Origin of the sequence: Streptomyces sp. NBC_00080 (assembly GCF_045041255.1) — a bacterium.
GTDB classification, from domain to species: Bacteria; Actinomycetota; Actinomycetes; order Streptomycetales; family Streptomycetaceae; genus Streptomyces; species Streptomyces coriariae.
On sequence record NZ_CP108235.1, the window covers coordinates 2630517 to 2654630 of the forward strand.

The following is a 24114-nucleotide window of genomic DNA, read 5'->3' on the forward strand; positions in this document are numbered from 1 at the left end:
TCAGATTACGCCGCCGGGAGCCCGGCGCGACACCCCGGTCGGCACCGGGCCCCCGCCAACCGGTCAGAAGGCCGCCGAATCCGCGCTCAGGGCCGGTCCGGCCGAAGCAGCGGCAGCATGAGCCGGTCGATCATCTCGTCGAGTTCACGATCATCCCATTCGCATCCGCACATCTTCGATCGATACATCATCATGGCCGGAATGACATCGAAGACATAACCGTTCGCCGCGTCGGGCCGTACGTCTCCTCTCTCGATTCCGCGGTTGACGACCTCGTGCAGCAGTTTCACGGTCGGCTCCACCACTCCATCGATGATCAAGGTGTGGAAGCGTTCAGCCTGCGTCGGATCGCATTCGTGAATGATCGAACGCAACGCGAAGCCAGGGCGGGAGAACATCGCGTCACGCGCGTCACGGCACAGCGCCATCAGATCCGCCCGCACGCTGCCCAGATCGGGTACGGCGTCCAGCCGAGGCAGCCCGGCCCGCAGGGCATCCGTGACGAGGGCCTCTTTGGACGGCCAGCGGCGATAGACGGCAGCCTTTCCGGTCTGGGCACCGGCCGCCACCCCTTCCATCGTGAGGCCGTTCCAGCCGACGGTGCCCAACTGCTCCAGCGTGGCATCGAGAATCGCACGTTCGAGCACGGCGCCGCGCCGGCGGGGAGAGGACGCCCGAGCGGGGGCGGCCGTCCAGCGCGAAGTATCCATCCAGGTGTCTCCAGCGAGCAGAGGAAGCGGGGATCAGGGCAGAGCGGGGATCAAGGGGGTGGAGCGAGGCTCCGCGCGACCGCGACGGGGGACACGCCGAGGGGGCGACGCCGCGAGTGAACGCTTGCGTTCACTACGAAGGACTCACTACCGTTGACGAGCCAGTGAACGCCATCGTTCACTAATGCTCTTGTGGGGGACTCATAGTGACAACCTCTCAGCTGACTCAGAACCAGAAACCCGGGGCGGCCCGTCGGGAGGGACATCCCGGCATCGCACTCACCGTGATCGCGGCCTGCCAACTCATGGTGGTACTCGACGCGACGATTGTGAACATCGCGCTTCCGCACATTCAAGACTCGCTCAAGTTCAGCACCACCGATCTCACCTGGGTGGTCAGCGCTTACACACTCACCTTCGGCGGCCTGCTGCTGCTCGGCGCCAGAGCGGGTGACATCCTCGGCCGGCGACGAGTGTTCATGGCCGGCATTCTTCTCTTCACCTTCGCCTCGCTCCTGGGCGGACTGGCCCAGGAACCCTGGCAGTTACTCGCCGCACGCGCCCTCCAGGGCGTGGGAGGCGCCATCGCGTCGCCCACGTCGCTGGCGCTCATCACCACCACGTTCCCCGAGGGGCCGGAGCGGAACCGGGCTTTCGGCGTCTTCGCCGCGGTCTCCGCGGGCGGCGGCGCCATCGGCCTGCTCGCGGGCGGCATGCTCACCGAGTGGCTCGACTGGCGCTGGGTGCTGTTCGTCAACGTGCCCATCGGCGTGCTCATCGCCTTCCTCACTCCGCTCTACATCAGCGAGTCCGAACGTCACCCCGGCCGCTTCGACATAGCCGGTGCGCTGACCTCGACGCTCGGCATGGTCTCCCTGGTCTATGCGTTCATCCGCTCGGCGGAGGAAGGCTGGCGGGACGGTCTGACCGTCGGCGCCTTCGCGGTCGCACTGGTCCTGCTGGTCGCCTTCGTGTTCACGGAGTCGCGGGCCAGGGAGCCCATCACTCCACTGAAGATGTTCGCCGACCGCAACCGCTCCGGTACGTACGTGATCATGCTGAGCCTCGCTGCGGCCATGTTCGGCATGTTCTTCTACATCGTGCTCTTCGTGCAGAACGTGCTGGGCTACAGCCCGATCAAGGCGGGTCTCGCCTTCCTCCCCGTCACGGTCGCCATCGCCGCGGGCGCGGGTCTGTCGCAGCGCTTCCTGCCCACCGTCGGCCCCAAGCCGTTCATGCTCGTCGGTTCCGCACTGGTGGCGGTCGGCCTCATCTGGCAGGCCTTCATCAGTCCCGACAGCACCTACATCGGCGGAGTGCTCGGGCCGATGGTGGTCTTCGCCTTCGGCATGGGACTCAACTTCGTGACGGTGACGGTCACCGCCGTCTCGGGTGTCGCCCCGCACGAAGCGGGCGCCGCGTCCGGTCTGCTCAACGCCACGCAGCAGGTGGGAGGTTCGCTCGGCCTGTCCATCCTGACGACCGTCTTCGGTACGGCCAGCAAGGACGAGGCGGAGAAGCAGCTGCCGAAGTTCCTCGCGGACGGAACCCCGGAACAGAAGGCCGAGTTCGCCAAGACGCACCAGTTGCCCGCCCCCTGGGGGCATGACGTACTCGCCCACGGCATTTCGACGGCCTTCGTCCCGGCTGCCGCGATGGCCGTACTCGCTCTGGTGACGGCCTGGTTCGTCATCCGCGTCCAGAAGAGCGACCTGGAGGCACTGTCCGGCACGGCGGGCCCCACGGCCGGCTGACGGACCAGCACTGTCGGCCGACCCGGGAGTGTCACTGCCTGTTCCGACGAAGGCGCGTCCACCGCTTCCGGGTCGGCCCGCGCGGCCTCTCGATACCGACACCATGATCGTCAACAGTTCGAACCGCACGCGCACCCCCTAGGTCGTCCCACGGCCACCCGCCCACCTGCACGCACAGGTCGCACAGCGGATGTCCGAAGAACGCGGGACAGTCACACAGAGTTCCCATCGAACACCGAGAGTTCTCAATGGCTCAATGGCTGCCGCGCCGCCTCGCCCAGCGCGACGACGCGGGCGCACGGTGAGCCGTACGGCCGACCGCCGACCGCCGACCGCCGACCGCCGACCGCCGACAAACGTCAGGCGTCAGGCGTCAGGCACCTCGTGGCCGACGGGCATCCACCTCGGCAGCGCTTCCACCTGCCGTGCCCACACCTCCGGAGGCGCCCCCGCCTCGCCGGAGGCGAGTATTCCGCCCACGATGGCGCAGGTCGTGTCGACATCGCCGCCGACCTGCGCGGTGGTCCAGAACGCCGTCTCGTAGTCACCGAGAGCGCGCGCCGCCGACCAGACCGCGAAGGGGACGGTGTCGTGGGCCGACGTCCGCCTCCCGCAGCCCAGCACTGCCGCGACGGTGGCCGCGTCGGCGTAGTCGAGCATGTCCCTGGCCCGCCGCAGACCGGCGCCGACGGCGCTCTTCGGAACGAGGGCGACGACGCCGTCCAGAAGCGCCTCGGCGCTGGGCGGCCCTCCCGGGGCGCCGACCAGCGCGGCGGCCGCGGCGACGGCCATGGCCCCGACGACGGCCTCCCGGTGCTGATGTGTGGGGTAGGCGGAGATCTCGGCCTGGTGGGTCGCCTGCTCGGGATCGTCCGCGTACCAGGCTCCCAGCGGGGCCACGCGCATGGCGGCGCCGTTGCCCCAGGACCCCTGCCCGTTGAACAGGGCGGCCGACAGCTCACGCCAGTCGGCACCTTCCCTGACCAGCCTCAGCAGCCGGTTGACCGCGGGCCCGTACCCACGGTCGAAGTCGTGGTGCTGCGCGAAGGACTGCGCCAGTGCGTCCTGGTCGATGCGGTGGTGGGCGGCCAGGACGGCCACGACGGAGCAGGCCATCTCGGTGTCGTCGGTCCACTGCCAGGGGCCGGGCGGCAGCGCGCGGCGCTGGAGCAGCGGATAGTTCACCGGCACGAAGAACTGTGAGCCCAGCGCGTCACCCAGGGCGAGGCCGCGCAGGCTGGCCAGCGCGCGCTCCAGGCGCCGGTCGGGAGAGAAGTCAGCGGTCATCGCTCTGCCACTCTATCCGCTGATCCCGTACGGTTCCGGATCTCGCCAGCGGGTGAAGGGCCGGTCGAGCGTGTACCTGTCGTCGTCCCCGAGAACGAGCATCCTCATCTCGGCGTTCCCCGGATTCGCGAGGGACTCGAATTCAGCGACCGTCCAGTGGAACCAGCGCATGCAGAACAGCCGCATCGCGAGGCCGTGGGTCACGATGAGCACGTTCGGCGGATGGTCGGGGGCCTCGAAGCTGCGGAAGAGGCTCTCCAGGAAGCCGCCGACCCGGTCGTAGACGTCGGCGCCGCTCTCGCCCTGGGCGAAGCGGTAGAAGAAGTGCCCGTAGGCGTCCCGGTAGGTCTTCTGCAGCCGTACGTCGTCGCGGTCCTGCCAGTTTCCCCAGTCCTGCTCGCGCAGCCGGGGCTCTTCGCGTACCCGTATGAGCTCGGGGTCCAGGTGGAAGGCCCGGAGGGTCTCATGCGTACGCCGGTAGGGGGAGACGTACACGCTGACCCGCTCGTGGCCGAACACCTCCCGCAGGGTCTTTCCCGTCTCCTCCGCCTGTTGCCACCCTCGCTCGGTCAGAGCCAGTGCATGGTCGGGTTCACGCTCGTAGACGGTGTCATCAACATTGCCCGTTGACTCCCCGTGCCGGACAAGGACGATGCGCCGTGGTCGTGCCATGCCAAAACCCTAGATCGGGTGACGGCCGACTGAGCACTCGTACGGCCTTCATACAGCGTAGGTCACACAAATCCCGCAACGGAAAGCGCATACAACACACGACTGACGCATCCGGGGCGCCTCCGACGCGCCCGTCGGCAAGTCCGCCTTTCAAACCGTCCAGGTCGACTCGAGTTCGACGATGTCACCGGTGAGGGCGGATATGTCCGCCTCCGTCTGGGCGCGCAGTGCGAGCCGCTCCACGCGTTCGGTTCGGTACTTTCCGTGTTCGGCCGCCGAGCGCCACATCGAGAGCACCATGAACTCGTGCCCGGGCGCCTCGGCGAACAGCCCCCGGATCATGCCGGGCGAGCCGGCCATGGCCGGATTCCACACCTTCTCCTGCATGAGGGTGAAGTGCTCGGCGCGTTCCTCGTGGACCCTGCAGAGGGCCACCCGCAGCAGATCGGAGTCGGTGAAGCGCGGCTCGAAGCCCGTCTTCACGTCGAAGCGGTAGTCGAACAGACGCACCTGGGCGTCCTTGAAGGTGCCCGACTGAGCCGCCGCCAGCCGGTCATGGGAACGCGCCATGAAGGAGTCGTAGAAGGCGCGGCTCTCCCAGAACGCGAAGACATGCGCGACGGAGGGCCGCCCCCTGCTCCAGCCCCCGCCCTGCCCCCGGAACCCCGGCTCCCCCAGAAGCCCCGCCCACTTTCGCTGTCCCCGTTCGAAACCGCGGCGGTCCACCACGGTGCAGCGAATCCACTTGACCAGCACCGCGCCATCGTACGGCCAGTGGGCGTGGCGTTGGTCACTCTCGTTCACAGAGCGACGCTGCGACGGCGCACACGCGCGTGGCAGGATGGGCAACCGGCCCTGAGAGTCGGCGGGTTCAGGGCGATATCAGACGGGGAATCGGGGAGGGGAATCCGGTGAGCGGCCTCAACAAGGGAATCCGCAAGGTCGAGATGGCGCTGAAGTGGGACCCGAGTCCGACGGGTCAGCCACCCACCGACCTCGACATCGTGGCCGCGACCTATTTGGAGAGCGATCCGCATGGTGCCCCTGCCTATGTGGTGCACTTCGACAGTCGCTCCCCCGACGGAACGATCTACCTCAACCGGGACAGCAAGGACGGCAAGGGCTTCGGCTGGGACGAGGTGATGACGCTGGAGCTCGACCGCCTGGACGCACGGTACGCGCGCGTGGTCGTCGGTGTCGTCATCCAGCAGAACCCGGAGCACCGGACGTTCGTCGGTGTGCTCAACCCCGCCTTCCGGATACGGGAGGGCTACACCGTCCTGGACGAGGACGACTTCGCCGGCGTCCTCGGCGCGACCGCGGCGACGGTCGGGGAGTTCCTGCGCGAGTCGTCCGACGGATGGTCGTTCCACCCCGGCGTCCAGGGCTTCGAGGACGACCCGGCGACGTTCACGAGGACCATGGGCCAGGTGCGCCACTCCTGAAGGCGCCATGCCACCGACGCCTCGCGTACGGTGGCTCCGCAAAACACCGAGGGCGGTGGAGCCGGGGGAACCGGCTCCACCGCCCTTTGTCAGGTCATCGCGACCTGATCGGCACGGCAGGGATCAGCTGCAACCGCTGGTCGACCCGCAGCCCTCGCAGATGTAGCAGGAACCGGCCCGCTGCATCTTCGTACCGCAGGAGAAGCACAGCGGTGCGTCGGCCTGGATACCCAGCTGCATCTCCACCAGCTCGGCGCTGGTGTGAGCCTGCTTCGGAGCGGGCTCGATCACCTCGACGTCGACCTTGGGAGTGGCCACGGCCTTCAGGTCCGTCTGCCGCGGAGCGGACTGCGCGAGCCCTTCGACGTCCACGTTCTCCTCCTCGAAGGTCGGCTCGTACGAACCGGTCTCCAGGTGGCGCTGACGCTCCTCGGCGGAGTGGATGCCGAGCGCGGAACGCGTCTCGAAGGGCAGGAAGTCGAGCGCCAGGCGGCGGAAGATGTAGTCGACGATCGACTGCGCCATCCGCACGTCCGGGTCGTCGGTCATGCCGGCCGGCTCGAAGCGCATGTTGGTGAACTTCGAGACGTACGTCTCCAGCGGCACGCCGTACTGGAGACCGACGGAGACCGCGATGGAGAAGGCGTCCATCATCCCGGCGAGGGTCGAACCCTGCTTGGACATCTTCAGGAAGACCTCGCCGAGACCGTCGTCCGGGTAGGAGTTGGCGGTCATGTAGCCCTCGGCGCCACCGACCGTGAAGGAGGTCGTGATGCCGGGCCGGCCCTTGGGCAGACGCTTGCGGACCGGGCGGTACTCGATGACCTTCTCGACCGCGGTGCGGATCGTCTCCTCGGCCTTCTCGGTGATCTCGGTCTTCTCCTTCTCCTTGGTCTTCGCGGAGAGGGGCTGACCGACCTTGCAGTTGTCGCGGTAGATCGCGAGCGCCTTGACGCCGAGCTTCCAGGCCTCGAAGTAGATCTCCTCGACCTCCTCGACGGTCGCCGTCTCCGGCATGTTGACCGTCTTGGAGATGGCACCCGAGATCCAGGGCTGGATCGCGGCCATCATGCGGACGTGACCCATCGGGGAGATGGCACGCTCGCCCATGGCGCAGTCGAACACCTCGTAGTGCTCCGGCTTGAGGCTGGGGGCGTCGATCACGTTGCCGTTGTCGGCGATGTGGGCGACGATCGCCTCGATCTGCTCCTCCTGGTAACCCAGGCGGCGCAGGGCCTGCGGGACGGTGCCGTTGACGATCTGCATCGAGCCGCCGCCGACCAGCTTCTTGAACTTGACCAGGGCGAGGTCGGGCTCGACGCCGGTGGTGTCGCAGGACATCGCCAGACCGATGGTGCCGGTCGGGGCGAGCACGGACGCCTGGGAGTTACGGAAACCGTTCTTCTCACCGAGGCGCAGCACGTCCTGCCAGGCCTCCGTGGCGGCGGCCCAGACCGGGGAGTCCAGGTCGTCCATGCGGACGGCCGTCCCGTTGGCGTCGGAGTGCTGCTTCATGACGCGGTTGTGGGCGTCGGCGTTGCGGGCGTAGCCGTCGTACGTGCCGACGACGGAGGCCAGTTCGGCGGAGCGGCGGTAGGCCGTGCCCGTCATCAGGGAGGTGATGGCGCCGGCCAGCGCGCGGCCGCCGTCGGAGTCGTAGGCGTGGCCGGTGGCCATCAGCAGGGCGCCGAGGTTGGCGTAGCCGATGCCGAGCTGGCGGAACGCGCGTGTGTTCTCGCCGATCTTCTGGGTCGGGAAGTCCGCGAAGCAGATGGAGATGTCCATCGCGGTGATGACGAGCTCGACGACCTTCTGGAATCGGTCGGCCTCGAAGGACTGGTTGCCCTTGCTGTCGTCCTTGAGGAACTTCATCAGGTTCAGCGAGGCGAGGTTGCAGGACGTGTTGTCCAGGTGCATGTACTCGCTGCACGGGTTCGACGCGGTGATCCGGCCGGACTCGGGGCAGGTGTGCCAGTTGTTGATCACACCGTCGTACTGGATGCCCGGGTCGGCACAGGCCCACGCGGCCTCGGCGAGCTTGCGGAACAGCGCCTTGGCGTCGACCTTCTCGATGATCTCGCCGGTCATACGGGCGCGGAGGCCGAACTCGGTGCCGTTCTCGACGGCCGTCATGAACTCGTCGTTCACGCGGACGCTGTTGTTGGCGTTCTGGTACTGGACGGACGTGATGTCGTCGCCGCCCAGGTCCATGTCGAAGCCCGCGTCACGCAGGGCGCGGATCTTCTCCTCCTCCTTCACCTTGGTGGCGATGAAGTCCTCGACGTCCGGGTGGTCCACGTCGAGGACGACCATCTTGGCCGCGCGACGGGTGGCGCCACCGGACTTGATGGTGCCGGCGGAGGCGTCGGCACCACGCATGAAGGAGACCGGGCCGGAGGCGTTGCCGCCGGAGGAGAGGAGTTCCTTGGAGGAGCGGATGCGGGAGAGGTTCAGGCCGGCGCCGGAGCCGCCCTTGAAGATCATGCCCTCTTCCTTGTACCAGTCGAGGATCGACTCCATGGAGTCGTCGACGGCCAGGATGAAGCAGGCGGAGACCTGCTGGGGCTGCGGCGTACCGACGTTGAACCAGACAGGGCTGTTGAAGCTGAAGATCTGGTGCAGGAGGGCGTACGCCAGCTCGTGCTCGAAGATCTCGGCGTCGGCGGGCGAGGAGAAGTACTTGTGGTCCTCACCGGCCTTCCGGTACGTCTTCACGATGCGGTCGATCAGCTGCCTGAGGCCGGTCTCGCGCTGCGGGGTGCCGACGGCACCGCGGAAGTACTTGCTGGTGACGATGTTGACCGCGTTCACCGACCAGAAGTCGGGGAACTCGACGCCACGCTGCTCGAAATTGACCGAGCCGTCGCGCCAGTTGGTCATGACGACGTCACGACGCTCCCAGGCCACCTCGTCGTAAGGGTGCACGCCGGGGGTCGTGTGGATGCGCTCGATACGCAGGCCCTTGGTGGTCTTGGTTCCCTTGGCGCGGGAACCTCGTGCCGGACCGCTCGCCGTCTCTGTCATGCCGCCTCCCTCTACGGGCGAAAACGCCCTAAAATGCCACGTTTGTTCCCGTGACACGGTGTTCTGTCTTGTGCTGTGGGCACCCACGCGCTATCACCCACAGCAGGTCTTGGTCCGCCGCCGCCCGGCCGTCCCCGGACTCGAAACCCCGGTTCCGGCCCTTCGGTCAGTCGGCGGCGTGGGCAGGCTCGGGGACCTGCACGGTCCCTCCGGGCCCGCCGTCGTCTTCCCGGCTCCCCACTACAGTCCCTGCATCGCCCTCGCGGTCGTCGTCGTCCGCGGCAGGGCGTGCCGTCTGGTGCCTGAGTTCCGCGATGGCGGCCTCGAAGTCCTCGAGCGAGTCGAACGCCCGGTAGACGGAGGCGAATCGCAGATAGGCGACGAGGTCGAGCTCCTGCAACGGGCCGAGTATGGCCAGCCCCACGTCATGAGTGGTCAACTCGGCGCTTCCGGTGGCCCGGACCGCCTCCTCGACCCGCTGGCCGAGCTGAGCCAGCGCGTCCTCGGTGACAGGCCGCCCCTGACATGCCTTGCGCACGCCGTTGATGACCTTGATACGACTGAAGGGCTCGGTGACTCCGGACCGCTTCACCACCATGAGCGAGCACGTCTCCACGGTCGTGAAACGACGGGAGCAGTCAGGGCACTGGCGGCGCCTGCGGATCGACGTGCCGTCATCCGTCGTACGGCTGTCGACGACACGGCTGTCGGGGTGCCTACAGAAGGGGCAGTGCATGAACTCCAACCCTCCTCACAGCAGACTCAATGGCCTCGCCGGACCTCACGGGCCCCTCGAAGCAGCCCCAAGCATAGGGGATCCACGAGCATCCAAAGACACCGGGGACCACAACTTCTGGGCCACTGGTGCAATCCAACCACTACATATGGGGGCTTGGCCCATACGTCCAGGCTGCGACGCGTGTCGCGTCCGACGCCTTCACCCCTCGCGATCCCGCCGTCACACCCAGCACCCGAAAACCACCCGCGCACGCGTGCGTGCACCCGTATCCGGCGCGCCGGATACGGCGATACCGTGGGCGCCGCAGGGAGGAGAGGTGGGACTCTCGCGCAGAGCCGGGCCAATTCCCGGTCTGCGGGGCACCGGATGGCAGACTGAGGCCACACCTCACAAGGTCATCCGTCTCGGCGGTGAAGAGTACAACAATGAGCCCTTTTGTCCGCCGGGCGGCATGTTAGCCATACACCCAGGCACATGATCAAGACAGGCTATCCACGCTTTTTCACTCGAACGTGTGTTTGGCGCAACCTTTCGAAAGCAACTACCGTTGTCCAGCAGGGAGACAATCGAGAGGGGCCGACGTGACCACCACCGCAGACAGTGCCACCATCACTGCCCAGGACCGCTCCCAGGGCCGACTCGAGCCGGTGCATGCGATGAACGAAGCCACGAATCCCGAGGGTCACAAGCGCTCTCTGCCTGGGCGACCTCCAGGCATCCGCGCCGACAGCTCGGGACTCACCGACCGGCAGCGCCGAGTGATCGAGGTCATCAGGGACTCCGTACAGCGGCGCGGCTACCCGCCGTCCATGCGGGAGATCGGTCAGGCGGTCGGCCTGTCCAGCACGTCCTCGGTCGCCCACCAGCTGATGGCACTGGAGCGGAAGGGCTTCCTGCGCCGCGACCCGCACCGGCCACGCGCCTACGAGGTGCGAGGTTCCGACCAGGCCAGCTCCGTGCAGCCCACGGACACCGCCGGCAAGCCCGCCGCGTCGTACGTCCCGCTGGTCGGACGCATCGCAGCCGGTGGCCCGATCCTCGCCGAGGAGTCGGTCGAAGACGTCTTCCCCCTCCCGCGGCAGTTGGTGGGTGACGGCGAGCTGTTCGTCCTGAAGGTCGTGGGTGACTCGATGATCGAGGCCGCGATCTGCGACGGCGACTGGGTCACCGTCCGCCGTCAGCCCGTCGCCGAGAACGGCGACATCGTGGCGGCGATGCTGGACGGCGAGGCCACCGTCAAGCGTTTCAAGCGCGAGGACGGCCATGTGTGGCTCCTCCCGCACAACGCGGCCTACGAGCCGATCCCGGGTGACGACGCGACCATCCTCGGCAAGGTGGTGGCCGTACTCCGCCGCGTCTGAGTACGGCGGTGGACGGGACGCCTCCGTCCGCCCCCTGAAACTGGGCCCCGGGATCCCTGCGCCGGTTCCGGGGCCCTGTGCTGTGCCCGATCAGCAGTGAAGGCGATCAGCAGTGAAGGAGGGGGCCGTCCCGGAGCGGGACGGCCCCCTCCTTCACTGTGCCTCCGCCTGCTTGGCCACCGCGTCGATCGCCGCGAGGGACCTGCGGACCTGATTGCGGTCCGTCGTGTACCAGAAGTCCGGCAGGGACGCCTTCAGGTAGCTCCCGTAGCGGGCCGTCGCCAGCCGCTGGTCCAGTACGGCGACCACACCACGGTCCCCCGACGCCCGCACGAGTCGTCCCGCACCCTGGGCCATCAGCAGCGCCGCATGGGTGGCCGCGACGGCCATGAAGCCGTTGCCACCCGAATCCTCCACCGCTTTCTGGCGGGCGCTCATCAGGGGATCGTCCGGGCGCGGGAACGGGATCTTGTCCATGACGACCAACTGGCAGCTGGGACCGGGGACGTCGACGCCCTGCCAGAGCGACAGCGTGCCGAAGAGGCAGGTCTGCGGATCCGCCGCGAAGTTCTTGATCAGCTCACCGAGCGTCTCCTCGCCCTGGAGGAGGATCGGGAACTCGGGGACACGCGCGCGCAGTTCCTCGGCGGCGAGCTGCGCGGCCCGCATGGAGGAGAACAGGCCCAGCGTGCGCCCGCCCGCCGCCTGGATCAGCTCGGTCAGTTCGTCGAGCATGTCGCCGCGGTCGCCGTCCCGCGCGGGGCGCGACAGGTGTTTGGCCACATAGAGGATGCCCTGCTTGGGGTAGTCGAAGGGCGACCCCACGTCGATGCCCTTCCACTGCGGGATGTCCTCGCCCTCGGTGCCCTCCGGCGCCAGTCCCATCGAGGCGCCCACACCGTTGAAGTCCCCGCCCAGTTTCAGGGTCGCCGAGGCCAGGGTCACGGAGCGGTCGGCGAAGAGCTTCTCCCGCAGCAGGCCCGACACGGACATGGGCGCGACGCGCACGGAGGCGCCGAAACGGTCGTGCCGCTCGTACCAGACGACGTCGTACTCGGAACCGTTGACGATCCGCTCCGCCACGTCGTGCACGCTCTCCACGGACGCCAGGGCCTGCTTGCGGACCGCGTCCTCGTCCTGGACGGACTTGTCGCGGGTCGCGCCGATCCCCGAGATGACGGTCCTCGCGGCGTCGCGCAGTGCCATGAGGGCATACCCGAGATCCTCCGGGATCTCCTCCAGACGACCGGGCAGCGCCAGTTCCATGAGCCGCTCGAAGCCCTCGGCGGCGGTCTGCAGCTGGTCGGCCGCCTTCTCGTTCACCAGCTTCGCCGCCCGGCGTACGGCCCGGTTGACCTGGCCGGGAGTGAGCTCGCCGGTGGCCACACCGGTGACCCGCGAGACCAGCTCGTGCGCCTCGTCGACGATCAGCACCTCGTGCTGCGGCAGGACCGGCGCACCCTCGATGGCGTCGATGGCCAGCAGCGCGTGGTTGGTGACGACGACCTCGGCGAGCTTGGCGCGCTCGCGGGCCAGCTCCGCGAAGCACTCGGCGCCGTAGGCGCACTTCGTGGCCCCGAGGCACTCCCGGGAGGACACCGACACCTGCGCCCAGGCCCGGTCCGAGACACCCGGCGTGAGGTCGTCCCGGTCACCGGACTCGGTCTCGTCCGACCAGTCCCGCAGCCGGAGCAGGTCCTGGCCCAGCTTGCTGGTGGGTGCGGCCGCCTCGAACTGGTCGAAGAGGCCTTCCTCCTCGTCCTGCGGGACGCCTTCATGGAGTCGGTGCAGGCACAGGTAGTTCGATCTGCCCTTGAGCATCGCGAACTCCGGGCGACGGCGCAGCAGCGGATGCAGCGCGTCGACCGTACGCGGCAGGTCCCGCTCCACGAGCTGGCGCTGGAGGGCCAGCGTGGCGGTCGCGACCACGACGCGCTCCCCGTGGGCGAGTGCGGGCACGAGGTAGCCGAGCGACTTACCGGTGCCGGTGCCGGCCTGGACCAGCAGATGGGATCCGTCGTCGATCGCCTCGGCGACGGCTTCGGCCATGGTCACCTGGCCGGGGCGCTCCGTGCCGCCGACAGCGGTGACGGCAGCGTGCAGGAGTTCGGGGAGTGAGGGCTTCGTCATAGCGCGACCACCCTACGGCGCGGCACTGACAAACGTGTGGTCAAGACGGACGGGAGGGAAGGGATCGAGAAGGTGGGCTTCTCGGTGGGGGTGGGGAAGCCGGGCTTCGGCGGGGGCGGGAACCGATGCGCCGCGACGGGCGTTCCAGATGTGACGGCTCGATCACTCAGCGTCATGACGGATCACTCGGGACCCGGTCCCACACCATGAGGGCCGCCCGCTTGGTGGGCAGGTCGACCTCTGCGAGAAATCGGAATCCCGCGCTCAGGAAGGTGGCGATGGACGGAATGTTGCGAAGGTCGGGTTCGGCGACGACGCGGGCACAAGCGGGCCTCCTGTCGAGGATCAGGCCGACTACGGCTTGGAGCAGACGGCTGCCAAGGCCTCGCCCACGGTCGGCCCCGCCGCCGATGAGCAGGTGGACGCCGGTGTCGTGCGGTCGGGCCGGGTAGTGGCACGCGAGCGGGTCGAGGTCCGCCCGGTAGATCTCCCAGTAGCTCATGGGCCGGCCCTCCAGTACCCCGAGGCAGGGGATGCTGCGCCCGTCGTCGTCGAGTTGACGACGCAGGTGTCGCGCCGTCCTGGATTCGGGTCCCGCCAGTTCCCAGAACGCCGCGACGACGGGGTCGTTCATCCACCGGCAGACGAGCGGGAGGTCCCTCTCGACCTGTACGGGGACCAGGCGGAACGCACCCGCCGGGGTGGCGGCGGGCCCCCAGCGGCCGACGCTGTCGAGCAGATCGGGGGCGGCGGGAAGGGTACGGCGGCTGTCGGAGGCTGTCTCGACGGGAGCCACGGCAGCTCCTCTCGGCAGGTCGGGCGGGATGTGTCCCTCGGCGAAGGACAGGGGCCGGGGTGGCCGGTGAAGCGACGGCTCAGGAGCACAGGGGGTTGGCGATGGTGACGTAGACGGACTGGGTGTCCACGGGACCGACGAGTTCGTCGAGGCCGTGCAATCGGGTCAACAGATTGGCCTTGCAGCGCAGGCGGGGCGAGTCGAGCAGTCGGGCGGGCAGCGAGCCGGGCAGCCGGCGAGGGCCGGAGGCGGCGTCGGCGAGAAAGCGCCGGAAGGCGGCGAGCAGCAGTTGCTCGTCGGCGAGCCGCTGGGAACCGAACGCGCCGATGAGTCCGAGCACGTTGTTGATGCCCAGGTAGTAGGCGAAGCGCTCGTCGGTGACGTCGTCGGACACGAAGGTGTCGCTGTGTTCGCCGATGCCGGGCAGCCGGGCCTCGAGCTCCGCGCGGCTGGACTCGCGGAAGTAGTAGCCCTGGTTGTCGCGGTAGCGGCCGCCTGCGGGCCAGCCGTCGGGGTCCAGGAGGAGGAGCGTGTTCTGCTGATGCGCCTCCAGGGCGATCCCTGCCTCACCGTCGAGCCACAGGACGGGGCGGACGACCTGCTCCAGGTAGCGCAGGAACCACTCGGCGGCGACAGCCGACAGCGGCCGGCCTGTCCGTGCGGCGAGGTGCCCGACGATCACGGTCAGCCGGGAGCGGCGGGCGCAAGCCGTGTCCGGCCGGGGTGCGACGAGAGCGGCGATGCAGGAGACGTCGTCCTCCGGGGCGAACGGGTTGTGGCGGATCATCACGTCGAGACCGGTCAGCGGGAGACCGTCGGCACCGTCGACCGCGAGCCAGGCCGGATCTCGGACGATGCCGAAGTCCGGGTGGGCAGCCTGCCACTGCTGGGCCAGGCCCGCGCGCAGAAGCCGGTGCACCTCGACACCACGGTGGAGTTCTTTGCGGAGGTTCTCACGACGGGAGTTGGTGATGCGCAGACCGAGCGACAGCTTGAGCATCGCGGGGGCTCCGGGCCGATACACGGTGCGTACGGAGGAGGTCGGATGCCACGAAGGGCCCTGGGCGCCCAGGTCCTGGAGGAGTCCGGCGTCGAACAGGGCCTCGACCTCGGGGCGGTGTCGGGTCTCGCGCAGTTGCCAGGGGTGCACCGGCAGGGCGGCGAACCCGGTCGGCAACGGCAGCCCGGCGCCGCCGAGTCGGGCCGTCAACCGGGCGGCGGGGACGGGACGGCCGCCTTCGGTCCAGGCTGAGTCGGTGGCGGCCACGGAAGGAGCGACAGCGAGCCAGCGAAGGGGGAAGGAACCACACGACTCCGGTGAGTAGAGACGCGCTTCGCCCTCCGAGAGGCCTTCCCGGCTTTTCGGCGTCGGGTGCAGCGGATGCCCGAGCAGCAGTGCCTGTTCGGCGGTCAGGAACAGGTCGGGTCGGTCTTCTGGCCGGTCTTCGGGGCGTTTCCGGCGTTCGGCGATGAACACCGCGGTACGGCGGACGGAGTCGGCGACGCGGGTGACGAGGTCGGTGCCTTCGCCGCTGCTCCTGTTCGTGTGCCCGGGACAGGGCGTCGGCTCGGCAGCGGTGGCGCGCTCCACCGGGAGGGCGCCCGCACGGGCCGCCGTCACGGCTTCGGCGGTTCCGTCGGAGGGGCCACGCTCCCGGAGCTTCTCGCGGACCAGCAGGGCGGCGACCGTGACGGCGTCCGCGGGCGGGGAGTGCTCGGGTGCGCCGGCCAGGCGAGGGAGGCCGAAGCGGTGCCAGCCGGTCGGCGACCAGTAGTGGACGGGGGCGAGCAAGGTGATGCCACTGGCGGGCAGCGGCACGCGCAGGACGCCGTCATGGGGTGCGGGCAAGTCCGTCTCGCGCACCCAGCAGCGCAGCAGGTTCTCCACGGCGGCCGCGTCGGCCGCCGTGTGCGGATCGGGGTGGTCCAGGAGATCGGCGACGCGGCTCGGTGATGCCACGTGGACGGCGTCGCCCTGCTGGTGGGGGACGGGGGACGTACGGGAGGTGGACTGGTGGGAGGAGGTGGTCAAGGTCGTTCCTCGTGAAGTGGTGGGGTCGGCCGGGAGCAGGCGGTGGTGCGGAGCCCGCGCGCCCGCGGGTCGCGTGGGCTCCGCACGCCGATGGACGGGTCGGCACCGGTGCCCCCGGCGTCCGCGGACCCGGGGGTATGCCGACGGTTGCCCGGCGCTACCCCGTCCACCCGGCATGGCCGTCCTGGCGCCGGTCCGGCCCCGGCGGCCGGCCCGGCCGGTTCAGTGGCTGGGGCTGATGCTGCGGTCGGTGCTCCGGCCGGTGTGGGCGCTCGGGCTGATGGTTCGGCTGATCCGGCACCCTCGGGCCCGCACCGCGGAGGTGGCTGCGGGACACCGCCGCCATCGCGTCCGACAGCCGGTCGAGCACCGCGGCGGCCTGCTCGTCGGTGATCGTCAAGGGCGGAAGCAGCCGTACGACGCTGGCGTGACGCCCGCCGAGTTCGACGATCAGGCCCCGGCGCAGGCACTCCCGTCGGACGGCGGCGGCCAGCGCGGGGGCGGCGGGGTAGGGGGCGCGCCCGGGAGCCGAAGGCGGCGTCCGGCGGGGCGGGACGTCATGGACATGGACACCGTCGGCCGGCGCGCCGGGCTCGTCACCGGTCCGCGCGAGGGCCTGCGCTGCGCCGATCGCGCCGGATCCGCTTCCCCCCTCGGGGTCCACCATCTCGACCCCGATCATCAGCCCGCGCCCCCGCACCTCCCCCATGCACGGGAACTCCTGCGCGAGGAGGCGGAGTTGGCCCAGCATGCGGCCGCCCAGGGTGGCCGCGCGCTCGGCGAGACGGTTCTCGCGGACGTAGGCGAGGGTGGCCGTACCGGCGGCCATGGCGAGCTGGTTGCCGCGGAACGTGCCCGCGTGGGCACCGGGTTGCCAGACGTCGAGGGCGTCACGGTAGACGACGACGGCGAGCGGCAGGCTGCCTCCGATGGCCTTGGACAGGACCATCACGTCGGGGACGACCCCGCTGTGCTCCACCGCCCAGAAGGCACCGGTCCTGCCCACGCCCGTCTGGACCTCGTCGGCGATCAGCGGGATCGACCGCTCGGCCGTGATCTGCCGCATACGCCGCATCCACCCGTCCGGCGCGGGAATCACACCGCCCTCGCCCTGGACCGGTTCGAGGATCATCCCGGCGGGCTGCCGCAACCCCGACTTGGGATCGTCGAGGACGGACTCGGTCCAGTGGGCGGCGAGTTCGGCGCCGCGCTCGCCGCCGATGCCGAAGGGACAGCGGTAGTCCTGCGGATAGGGCAGCCGCGCCACCCGCACGTCGAAGGCGCCCCCGGAGGCTTCGAGGGATCCTGCGGTCATCCCGTGGTACGCCCCGGTGAAGGCCAGGACGCCGGAGCGGCCGGTGGCGGCCCGGACCAGCTTGAGTGCGGCCTCCACGGCGTCCGTGCCGGCCGGTCCGCAGAACTGCACCCGCGCGTGGTCGGCGAGACCGGGCGGCAGTGTCCGGAACAGTTCGGTGACGAAGGCGTCCTTGACCGGGGTGGCGAGATCGAGGACGTGCAGGGGCGCCCCCGAGTCGAGGACCTTGCGGATGGCCTCCAGCACGACGGGATGGTTGTGGCCGAGCGCGAGGGTTCCGGCGCCCGAGAGACAGTCGAGGTAACGGCGGCCGTCCGCGCCCTCGATGGTCAGCCCGCGTGCCCGGACCGGCACGATGGGCAGCGCACGCGCATAGGTGCGCGCCGCGGACTCGCGAGCCGACTGACGCCGCAGGATCCCCTCGTGCGCGGGCCGGCCATCCGTCGGGCTCCCCGCGGCGGCCGTTCCGGCGACGAGGGCTCCAGCGGCGGAAGGTGCGGCGACGGAGGCGGCGACGGGCGATCCGACGTCCGGGGCTCCGTCGGGGCGAGTTCCGGTGGCACGCCCCGAGGGGGCCTCCTCGGGTACTGGCTCGGTCAAGGCCACGCCTCCCCTGTCCTCCCGCCCGTCGAAGGGGCGAGCACACACAACAGCCCTCATCGCTACCAACACCGGACGGCCGTGCCGGTTACGGGTCGTCACGAGAATGACCGGGGCCACGTCGGCGCCGGCGCGGCCCCGCATCGCCCACCGCGGTCCCGTTCCTGGCCGGTTCCGTCTGCGGTCTGTGGCGGAACAGTTGCCATTCGGTCGGGAGTCCCCCGCGGCGACCGCATATCGTGTGGTGGCATCACACATGGCCGTGAGACCCGCTTGAACTCGGTGTGAGATCACCATGAGTTCCACTCGGCGGGGCGGCCGGTACCTCAAGTTCGTTGACAGCAGGGGGAGTCAGATCATGCGATCCATACGGCCGTCGTTCACCGCTCGGCGGGGGAGGAACGCGCGCCGCAGAACCTCCCCCGTACTGGGCGCCATGGCCCTCGCCTCGGTGCTCGCGCTCACCGCGACCGCCTGTGATTCGGGCGACACCAACGCGGACAACCAGGCCGGCGCGACGGCGTCGGCCGGCGCCGACGGCAAGATCACGATCCCGGACGACATCAAGGACAGGCTCAAAGAGCACGGGATCGACCTCGACAAGTGGAAGAACGGCGCCTGGAAGAACTGGGACAAGGACGACTGGCTGCGTGAGGCGCAGGACTACGTCAACCCGATCATCGAAGGGCTGTGGGACCCGGACCGGATGCGGGAGGCCGAGGACCCGGACCGGAGTGTCGACGAGAACGACCTCTCCGGCGACCAGGGCGTGACCGACCCGACGCCGCAGGAGGTGGACGCGAAGGCCGTTTCGCCCTCGTACCACGAGAACGCCGCCGAGGCGGGCAAGGTGCTCTTCGACTCCCCCGAGGGCACGATGGTCTGCTCGGCGACGGTCGTGAAGGACCCCGCTCACCCCGGCAAGTCCAACCTGGTGTGGACGGCCGGCCACTGTGTGCACGCCGGCAAGGGCGGCGGCTGGTACCGCAACATCGCGTTCGTGCCGTCGTACAACGATTCGGGCATGTCGGCCGCGCAGCTGGAGACGGCCACCAAGGAGCAGGTGGCTCCCTACGGGGTCTGGTGGGGCGACTGGACGAAGACGTCCGACCAGTGGATCGCGCAGGGCGGGCAGACCGGCGGTGACGGCGCCTCGTACGACTACGCCGTCATCCATGTGACACCGGAGGAGGGCGGTACGGGCAAGTCCCTGGAGGAGACGGTCGGTTCGGCGCTCCCGGTGAACTTCAACGCCCCGGCGGTGCCGAAGGTGAGCAGCATCACCGCGACCGGCTACCCGGCGGCGGCACCGTACGACGGGCAGAAGCTCTACCAGTGCCAGGACAAGCCGGGACGGTTCTCGCTCAGTTCCTCGGACCCGACGATGTACCGCATCGGCTGCACGATGACCGGCGGTTCGTCGGGCGGCGGCTGGGTCGCGGCGGGCTCGGACGGGAAGCCGGCGCTGGTGTCCAACACCTCGATCGGCCCGGTGAACGCGGGGTGGCTCGCGGGGCCGCGACTGGGTGATGTGGCCAAGGGTGTGTACGACTCGGTGAGCGACAAGTTCGCCGGTCAGTAGCTTGATCGGCGGTGGGACGCCTGACGGGAACCTTCACCGTCCCACCGCCGTTCGTCCCGAATTCCCCGGGCATGATGGGGTGTTGCCTGTGAGCGAGCTCGGCGTCGATCCGACACCGGGCCTGTCAGGCTCATGACACTCCAGGTCGGCTCGGACGTCCAACGATCAACACGCTTCACTTTCACACGCTTCAACGGGGGACATCGCACCATGCGTTTGACACGTACGCCCGTCGCGCGCCCACACGGCCGACGGCGCACCCTGCTCGCGGCCGGGCTCGTCACCGCCCTGGCTCTGACGGCGACCGCGTGCAGCGGTTCCGACGACACCAAGGCCGACGCCACCGCCTCCGGGACGGCCACCGGTTCCGGCGACGGCAAGGTCCAGGTCCCGGCCGGCATCGCCGACAAGCTCGAGAAGCACGGCGTCGACGTCGACAAGTGGGCCGAGGGCGGCTGGCAGGACTGGGACAAGGACAAGTGGCTCAGCGCGGCCGAGGACTTCGTCAATCCGGTGATCGAGGGGTTGTGGAAGCCCGAGCGGATGCAGTCCGCGAAGGAGGCGAACAAGACCGTCACCACCAAGGACGCCGCAGCCGACCAGGGAGTCAGCGACCCGGATCCGACGGCCGTGAAGGCGGAGGCCGAGAAGACTCCGTACCACGAGAACGCGGCCCCGGTCGGCAAGGTCTTCTTCGACTCGCCCGAGGGCACGATGGTCTGCTCCGGCACGGTCGTCAAGGACGTGAACCACCCGGGCAGGTCCAACCTCGTGTGGACGGCCGGGCACTGTGTGCACGCCGGGGGCGACGGCGGCTGGTACCGCAACCTCGTCTTCGTCCCGGCCTACAACGACCTCGGCAAGACGGAGGCCCGGCTCGGCGACGCCACGGCCTCGGAGATCGCCCCCTACGGCAACTGGTGGGCCGACTGGGCGTCGACGTCGAACGAGTGGATCGCCGGCGGCTCGGACACCGGCGGCGCGGGAGCCGCGTACGACTACGCCGTGCTGCACGTGACCCCGGAGCAGGGCTCCAAGTCGCTGGAGGAGACGGTCGGCACGGCGCTGGACGTGGACTTCTCCGCGCCGTCCGCGACCGAGGTCGCCTCGATGGGCGCCTGGGGTTACCCGGCGGCACCGCCCTACAACGGGCTGAAGATGTTCAAGTGTCTCGACCGGCCGGGGCGGTTCTCACTCGACCCGTCGCTGCCGACGATGTACCGCATCGGCTGCACCATGACCGGCGGTTCGTCCGGCGGCGGCTGGTTCCGGGTGGTGGACGGCACAACCGAGCTGGTCTCCAACACCTCGATCGGCCCGGCCGACAACAGCTGGCTGGCGGGACCCCAGCTCGGCCGGGAGGCCGAAGCGCTCTACCAGAACATGAGCAAGACGTACGGCGGTCAGTGAGCCGAGCACGCCGAAGGCCCGCTCCCCGCTCGACGCGGGGGGCGGGCCTTCGGGCGTAGCGTGGCCGGGACGGCTCAGCCGAGCGGAGCCGGTACGTACGGCGCGAGGTCCGCCGCCAGCTCCTCGTGCACCCGCACCTTCAGCAGGGTGCCCTCCGCCGTGTGCTCCGCGGAGATCACCTCGCCCTCGGTGTGTGCGCGGGCGACCAGGCCACCGTGGGTGTACGGCACGAGCGCCTCCACCTCGACCGACGGCCGCGGCAGCTCGTTGTCGATCAGCGCGAGCAGCTCGTCGATGCCCTGACCGGTACGGGCCGAGACCGCGATGGAGCGCTTCTCGATCCGCATGAGCCGCTGGAGCGTCAGCGGGTCGGCCGCGTCCGCCTTGTTGATCACGACGATCTCGGGCACGCCGGTGGCGCCGACGTCCCGGACCACCTCGCGTACGGCGGCCAGCTGCTCCTCCGGGTTCGGGTGCGAGCCGTCCACCACGTGCAGGATCAGGTCGGACTCGCCGACCTCTTCCATGGTGGAGCGGAACGCCTCGACCAGGTGGTGCGGCAGGTGCCGGACGAAGCCGACCGTGTCCGCCAGCGTGTACAGGCGGCCGCTCGGCGTCTCCGCCCGGCGCACGGTCGGGTCCAGGGTCGCGAACAGGGCGTTCTCGACCAGGACGCCCGCGCCCGTGAGGCGGTTGAGCAGCGACGACTTGCCGGCGTTGGTGTAGCCCGCGATGGCGACGGACGGCACCTTGTGGCGCTTGCGCTCCTGGCGCTTGATCTCGCGGCCGGTCTTCATCTCCGCGATCTCACGGCGCATCTTCGCCATCTTCTCGCGGATCCGGCGCCGGTCCGTCTCGATCTTGGTCTCACCGGGACCACGGGTGGCCAGGCCGCCGCCCTTGCCGCCGCCCATCTGCCGGGACAGCGACTGACCCCAGCCGCGCAGCCTCGGCAGCATGTACTGCATCTGCGCGAGCGCGACCTGCGCCTTGCCCTCTCGGGACTTGGCGTGCTGGGCGAAGATGTCCAGGATCAGGGCCGTACGGTCGATGACCTTGACCTTGACGACGTCCTCGAGGTGGATCAGCTGGCCCGGGCTGAGTTCACCGTCGCAGATGACGGTGTCCGCGCCCGTCTCGAGCACGATGTCGCGCAGCTCCTGGGCCTTGCCGGAGCCGATGTAGGTGGCCGCGTCGGGTTTGTCACGGCGCTGGATGACGCCGTCGAGCACCAGCGCGCCCGCCGTCTCCGCGAGGGCGGCCAGCTCCGCGAGGCTGTTGTCCGCGTCCTGTGCGGTTCCCGTGGTCCACACACCGACGAGCACGACCCGCTCCAGCCGGAGCTGGCGGTACTCGACCTCGGTGACGTCCTCGAGTTCGGTGGAGAGGCCCGCAACGCGGCGCAGGGCGGCGCGCTCGGAGCGGTCGAACTGCTCGCCGTCCCGGTCTCCGTCGATCTCGTGGCTCCAGGCGACGTCCTCTTCCATCAGGGCATCGGCCCGGAGACCTTCGGGGTAGGCGTTCGTGACGCGCTGGGTGTCCTGGGAAGGGGAAGAAGAGGAGGTCATTGGGTCCTTACGTCGTTGGATGCCGGTACGGCTGCCTTCATGGTGTTCAACGCGCGAGGGCACCGGGAGATTCCCGTGTCCCGCGCTGCACCGACCTCACGATGGTCGCACGGTACGGCCCGTCTCGTCACGGCCTTATTTCGCGGCCCGCGCTGCCGGCGGGGCGACCTTCGGTACGGCCTTCGGTTCGCCCTTGGCGAGCGGTGCCGCCGGCTTCCAGTCCGGGTGGCCGGGCATCGGCGGGGTCTTCTCGCCGTACAGCCAGTCCTTGAAGAACCGGGCCAGGTCGCGTCCGGAGATCTCCTGGGCGAGGCGCTCGAAGTCGGCCGTGGTCGCCGTGGAGTCCCGGTGATTGTGGACCCACGCCCGCTCCAGGTGCTCGAACGCGGTGCGGCCGATCTCCTGGCGCAGGGCGTAGAGGACGAGGGCCGCGCCGTCGTAGACGTTGGGCCGGAAGATGCTGATCTTCTGGCCGGGGTTGGGGGCCTTGGGCTGCGCGGGCGGGCCGCCCGTGGTGCGCCAGCGGTCGGAGGCGCCGTACGCCGCCTTCATCCGCGCCTCCAGGGTGCGTCCCGCCTTCTCCTCGGCGTACAGCGCCTCGTACCAGGTGGCGTGTCCCTCGTTCAGCCACAGGTCGGACCAGGTGTGCGGGCTGACGCTGTCGCCGAACCACTGGTGGGACAGCTCGTGCAGCATGATCGACTCGACGTACCACTTGGGGTAGCCGGGCTCCGTGAAGAGGTCTCGCTCGAAGAGGGACAGGGTCTGTGTCTCGAGTTCGAACCCGGTGGAGGCCTCCGCCATGAGCAGGCCGTAGGTCTCGAAGGGGTAGGGGCCGACCTTGCGCTCCATCCAGGCGATCTGGTCGGGGGTCTTCTTCAGCCACGGTTCGAGGAGTTCGCGGTCCTTCGTGGGCACGACGTCCCGCACGGGCAGTGCGTGCGGCCCCTCGCGGTGCACGACCGTGGAGCGGCCGATGGACACCTGGGCGAGCTCGGTGGCCATGGGGTGCTGGGTGCGATAGGTCCAGGTGGTGGTCTCGCCGGCCCGCTCGACCCCGGTCGGCAGCCCGCCCGCGACGGCCGTGTAGCCGTTGGGAGCGGTGATCCGGACGGTGAACATCGCCTTGTCGGAAGGGTGGTCGTTGCACGGGAAGACCAGGTGCGCGGCGTCCGCCTGATTGGCCATGGCGAGGCCGTCCGCGGTCCGTACCCAGCCACCGTCCCGGCCGCCGGTGCTCACCGGATCGCTGGTGTGCCGCACGGTGATCCGCATCCAGCTGCCGGCCGGCAGCGAGTCCTCCGGGGTGACCACCAGGTCGTCGCCGGCGCTGCTGAACGTGGCGGGTGCGCCGTCGACCTCGACCGATTCGACCTTGCCCTGGGCGAAGTCGAGGTTGATCCGGTCCAGGGCGGTGGTGGTCCACGCGTCGATCGTGGTGACCGCCTGGAGGGGCTGGGTGTTGGTGCCGGGATAGGTGAAGGCCAGGTCGTACGACGCGACGTCGTACCCGGGGTTGCCCAGGTACGGGAAGAGGCGGTCGCCGACGCCGAGCGGGACCTCCGGGGCACTCGCGGCGACGAGGCAGACGGATACGGCCGAGGCGAGGAGCGCGGATTTCAGCCGGGCGCGAGGGGTGAGCAGCATGCACCACCGCTACCAGCGCACACGTCCGTGGCGTCGGCGACG

General features: G+C 69.5%; 17 protein-coding genes. 5 read left to right on the forward strand and 12 right to left on the reverse strand.

Features of this window, described 5'->3' with window-relative positions:
* Nucleotides 1-86 precede the first annotated feature (86 nt).
* Complete coding sequence (locus OHU34_RS11450; protein WP_142266519.1) at nt 87-710, reverse strand: TetR/AcrR family transcriptional regulator; 624 nt, start codon at nt 708-710, stop codon at nt 87-89.
* A 206-nt stretch (nt 711-916) separates the two neighbouring features.
* Here OHU34_RS11450 and OHU34_RS11455 point away from each other — a divergent pair, with 206 nt between their 5' ends.
* Nucleotides 917-2464: an MFS transporter gene (locus OHU34_RS11455; RefSeq protein ID WP_142266518.1), complete on the forward strand. Its 1548-nt coding sequence runs from the start codon at nt 917-919 to the stop codon at nt 2462-2464.
* A gap of 366 nt (nt 2465-2830) precedes the next feature.
* Here the strand turns inward: OHU34_RS11455 and OHU34_RS11460 are convergent, their stop codons facing one another.
* The 3 genes from OHU34_RS11460 to OHU34_RS11470 form a co-directional block, all read right to left on the reverse strand.
* Nucleotides 2831-3751: an ADP-ribosylglycohydrolase family protein gene (locus OHU34_RS11460; protein WP_142266517.1), complete on the reverse strand. Its 921-nt coding sequence runs from the start codon at nt 3749-3751 to the stop codon at nt 2831-2833.
* Between the two features lie 12 nt (nt 3752-3763).
* Complete coding sequence (locus OHU34_RS11465) at nt 3764-4423, reverse strand: histidine phosphatase family protein (RefSeq protein ID WP_142266516.1); 660 nt, start codon at nt 4421-4423, stop codon at nt 3764-3766.
* A gap of 150 nt (nt 4424-4573) precedes the next feature.
* Nucleotides 4574-5179: a YdbC family protein gene (locus OHU34_RS11470; protein WP_020125079.1), complete on the reverse strand. Its 606-nt coding sequence runs from the start codon at nt 5177-5179 to the stop codon at nt 4574-4576.
* A 155-nt stretch (nt 5180-5334) separates the two neighbouring features.
* On the opposite strand from OHU34_RS11470, the gene OHU34_RS11475 reads away from it, so the two are divergent.
* Nucleotides 5335-5868: a TerD family protein gene (locus tag OHU34_RS11475; RefSeq protein WP_142266515.1), complete on the forward strand. Its 534-nt coding sequence runs from the start codon at nt 5335-5337 to the stop codon at nt 5866-5868.
* A gap of 123 nt (nt 5869-5991) precedes the next feature.
* Here OHU34_RS11475 and OHU34_RS11480 read toward each other — a convergent pair whose 3' ends face one another.
* Together OHU34_RS11480 and nrdR are read right to left on the reverse strand one after the other, a co-directional pair.
* The gene (locus OHU34_RS11480; RefSeq protein WP_142266514.1) at nt 5992-8892 is read right to left on the reverse strand and encodes a vitamin B12-dependent ribonucleotide reductase; all 2901 of its coding nucleotides are present in this window, start codon (nt 8890-8892) and stop codon (nt 5992-5994) included.
* 166 nt (nt 8893-9058) lie between these two features.
* Nucleotides 9059-9628: a transcriptional regulator NrdR gene (gene nrdR, locus OHU34_RS11485; protein ID WP_028806030.1), complete on the reverse strand. Its 570-nt coding sequence runs from the start codon at nt 9626-9628 to the stop codon at nt 9059-9061.
* 584 nt (nt 9629-10212) lie between these two features.
* On the opposite strand from nrdR, the gene lexA reads away from it, so the two are divergent.
* Nucleotides 10213-10992, forward strand: coding sequence for a transcriptional repressor LexA (gene lexA, locus OHU34_RS11490; protein ID WP_142266513.1), 780 nt, complete (start codon nt 10213-10215; stop codon nt 10990-10992).
* 153 nt (nt 10993-11145) lie between these two features.
* On the opposite strand, the gene OHU34_RS11495 is transcribed toward lexA, so the two are convergent.
* From OHU34_RS11495 to OHU34_RS11510, 4 genes are all read right to left on the reverse strand, one after another.
* On the reverse strand, nt 11146-13122 hold the full coding sequence (locus OHU34_RS11495) for an ATP-dependent DNA helicase (RefSeq protein WP_142266512.1): 1977 nt from the start codon (nt 13120-13122) through the stop codon (nt 11146-11148).
* Between the two features lie 172 nt (nt 13123-13294).
* Nucleotides 13295-13918 carry a GNAT family N-acetyltransferase gene (locus OHU34_RS11500; RefSeq protein WP_230194446.1) on the reverse strand — a complete coding sequence of 208 codons (624 nt, stop codon included), beginning with the start codon at nt 13916-13918 and terminating at the stop codon, nt 13295-13297.
* Between the two features lie 79 nt (nt 13919-13997).
* Nucleotides 13998-15950 carry an IucA/IucC family siderophore biosynthesis protein gene (locus OHU34_RS11505; RefSeq protein ID WP_372481694.1) on the reverse strand — a complete coding sequence of 651 codons (1953 nt, stop codon included), beginning with the start codon at nt 15948-15950 and terminating at the stop codon, nt 13998-14000.
* A 157-nt stretch (nt 15951-16107) separates the two neighbouring features.
* Entirely contained in the window at nt 16108-17871 is a 1764-nt protein-coding gene (locus tag OHU34_RS11510) for a diaminobutyrate--2-oxoglutarate transaminase family protein (RefSeq protein ID WP_405766182.1), read from the reverse strand.
* 352 nt (nt 17872-18223) lie between these two features.
* On the opposite strand from OHU34_RS11510, the gene OHU34_RS11515 reads away from it, so the two are divergent.
* Nucleotides 18224-19447, forward strand: coding sequence for a serine protease (locus OHU34_RS11515; protein ID WP_142266508.1), 1224 nt, complete (start codon nt 18224-18226; stop codon nt 19445-19447).
* Nucleotides 19448-19657: 210 nt separating this feature from the next.
* Nucleotides 19658-20857, forward strand: coding sequence for a hypothetical protein (locus OHU34_RS11520; protein WP_405766183.1), 1200 nt, complete (start codon nt 19658-19660; stop codon nt 20855-20857).
* A gap of 74 nt (nt 20858-20931) precedes the next feature.
* Here the strand turns inward: OHU34_RS11520 and hflX are convergent, their stop codons facing one another.
* Nucleotides 20932-22425, reverse strand: coding sequence for a GTPase HflX (gene hflX / locus OHU34_RS11525; protein ID WP_405766184.1), 1494 nt, complete (start codon nt 22423-22425; stop codon nt 20932-20934).
* A 135-nt stretch (nt 22426-22560) separates the two neighbouring features.
* Entirely contained in the window at nt 22561-24072 is a 1512-nt protein-coding gene (locus OHU34_RS11530) for a M1 family metallopeptidase (RefSeq protein ID WP_142266505.1), read from the reverse strand.
* Nucleotides 24073-24114: the final 42 nt, after the last annotated feature.